The sequence below is a fragment of the uncultured Amaricoccus sp. genome (genome assembly GCF_937858865.1).
In the GTDB taxonomy this organism is placed as follows: domain Bacteria; phylum Pseudomonadota; class Alphaproteobacteria; order Rhodobacterales; family Rhodobacteraceae; genus Amaricoccus.
The window spans coordinates 1-2562 of record NZ_CALLYO010000650.1 but is presented as its reverse complement, the minus strand read 5'-3'; the positions used below and the strand labels follow the sequence as shown (position 1 = coordinate 2562).

Below are 2562 nucleotides of genomic sequence, written 5' to 3'. Positions count from 1 at the left end.
ACCGGCTCCGCCCGGCAGACGTCGAGCCGCGCGATGGCCGCGAGGGCGGCATCGAGCGCCGCCCGCTCCGCATTGTGGGTCACGATCAGCACCGGCGCCTCCTCGCTCTCGTGCTCGACCTGCCGCATCCGGTTGATCGAGATCCCCGCCGCCCCGAGCTCGGCCGCCACCTTGGCGAGCACCCCCGGCGCATCGGCGAGCAGGAAGCGCAGGTAGTAGGCCGCCGCCGCCCCGTCGCCGGCCCGCGCCGCCGCGGCGAGCTCGGCCGCCGGTTGCCCGAACGGCGGGATGACGAGCCCGCGCGCGACGTCGATCACGTCGCCGACGATCGCCGAGGCCGTCGGCCCCTCGCCGGCGCCCGGCCCGCTCAGCACGATGCGCCCGACGAAGTCGCCCTCGATCACCACCATGTTGGTGACGCCCGCGAGCTGCCCGAAGGGCGAGCCCGCCGGAACCAGGCAGGGCTGCATCCGCGCCTCGAGCCCCGCCCCGGTCATCCGCGCGACCCCGAGCAGGCGGATGCGGTAGCCGAGCTCGGCCGCATGCTCGATGTCGGCGAGGCTGACCCGCTCGATCCCCTCGACCGCGATCCCGCCGAAATCGACCTGCGTCCCGAAGGCGATCGCCGCCAGCAGCGCCAGCTTCTGCGCCGCGTCGATCCCGCCCACGTCGAAGGACGGGTCCGCCTCGGCGTAGCCGAGCCGCTGCGCCGCCTCGAGCACCTGGGCATAGGGCGCGTCCTCCGCCTCCATCCGCGTCAGGATGTAGTTGCAGGTCCCGTTCAGGACCCCCATCAGCCGGGTGATCCGGTTCCCCGCCAGCCCCTCGGCCAGCGCCTTGACGACCGGGATCCCGCCCGCCACCGCCGCCTCGAAGCGCAGCGCGACGCCCGCGGCCTCGGCCGCCTCGGCGAGCGCCTGCCCGTGCCGGGCCAGCATCGCCTTGTTGGCGGTCACGAGATGCTTGCCGGCGCCGATCGCGGCCAGCGCCGTCGCCCTGGCCGGCCCGTCCTCGCCGCCCATCACCTCGACGACGAGATCGACGTCCCCGCGCCGCGCCAGCGCCACCGGATCGTCCTCCCAGCCGTAGCCGGAGAGATCCACCCCGCGGTCGCGGTGCCGCGAGCGGGCGGAGACCGCGGCGATCTCGACCGGCCGCCCGGCCCGGGCGGCGATGGTGCCGGCATGCACCTGCAGCATCTTCACCACCCCCGCGCCGACGGTCCCGAGGCCGGCGAGGCCGATACGCAGCGGTTCAGGCATGGATGTCTCCGAGGTCGGGCCGAGGTCAGGCCGAGGTCAGGCGGGGGGCCGCGCCCCTCCTATGCCCTGCCGGCGCACCGGGCAAGTGGCTCGCCTTGCGCCCCCGCCCCGCGGCACATAGAGTCGCCCGCGCGCCCAAACGGACAGGGACCCCATGCTCGCCGGCCGCCGGATCCTTCTCGTCATCGGCGGCGGCATCGCCGCCTACAAGAGCCTCGAGCTCATCCGCCTCCTCGCCAGGGCCGGCGCGAGCGTCACGCCCGTGCTGACCGCGGCGGGCGCCGAGTTCGTCACCCCCCTCACCGTCTCCGCCCTCGCCGGGACACGGGTGCACGAGCGGCTCTTCGACCTGACCGCCGAGGCGGAGATGGGCCACATCGAGCTCTCCCGCGCCGCCGACCTCGTCGTCGTCGCCCCGGCGACGGCCGACCTCGTCGCCCGGCTCGCCCACGGCAATGCCAACGACCTCGCCTCGACGCTGCTCCTCGCCACCGACAAGCGCGTCCTCCTCGCCCCGGCGATGAACGTGCGCATGTGGGAGCATCCGGCGACCCGCCGCAACCTCGCCGCCGTCCTCGCCGACGGCGCGCTCGCCGTCGGCCCGAACGAGGGCGAGATGGCCTGCGGCGAGTTCGGCTTCGGCCGCATGGCCGAGCCGCCCGAGATCCTCGCCGCCATCGAGGCCGCGCTCGGCGCCGGGCCGCTGACCGGCCGGCACGTCCTCGTCACCTCCGGCCCGACCCACGAGCCGATCGACCCGGTGCGCTACATCGCCAACCGCTCCTCCGGCCGGCAGGGCAGCGCGATCGCCGAGGCGCTCGCCCGCCGCGGCGCCCGCGTCACCTTCGTCACCGGCCCGGCCGAGGCCCCGCGCCCGCGCGGCGCCACCGTCGTCGAGGTCGAGACCGCGCGCGAGATGCTCGCCGCCGCCGAGGCGGCGCTGCCCGCCGACGCCGCCGTCTTCGCCGCCGCGGTCGCCGACTGGCACGTCACCACGGCGAGCGGCTCGAAGGTGAAGAAGGACGCCTCCGGCCGGCCGCCCGCGCTCGCGCTCGCCGAGAACCCCGACATCCTCGGGACCATCGCCGCCCGCCCCGACCGCCCCGGCCTCGTCGTCGGCTTCGCCGCCGAGACCGACGACCTGGTGGCGAACGCGACCGCCAAGCGCAAGCGCAAGGGCGCCGACTGGATCGTCGCCAACGACGTCTCGCCCGCGACCGGCATCATGGGCGGGACCGAGAACGCCGTCGTCCTCGTCACCGCGACGGGCACCGAGCCCTGGCCGCGCATGTCCAAGGCC

2 protein-coding genes are annotated in these 2562 nt (G+C 75.8%); one reads left to right on the top strand and one right to left on the bottom strand.

Going from position 1 to position 2562, the window contains the following annotated elements; translation table 11 throughout:
- The coding region (locus Q0112_RS19405; RefSeq protein WP_297977749.1) for a homoserine dehydrogenase at nt 1-1262 on the bottom strand (1262 nt) is incomplete at its 3' end.
- Between the two features lie 154 nt (nt 1263-1416).
- On the opposite strand from Q0112_RS19405, the gene coaBC reads away from it, so the two are divergent.
- Nucleotides 1417-2562 (top strand): bifunctional phosphopantothenoylcysteine decarboxylase/phosphopantothenate--cysteine ligase CoaBC (gene coaBC, locus Q0112_RS19400; RefSeq protein ID WP_297977748.1); only part of this gene is annotated, 1146 nt, incomplete at its 3' end.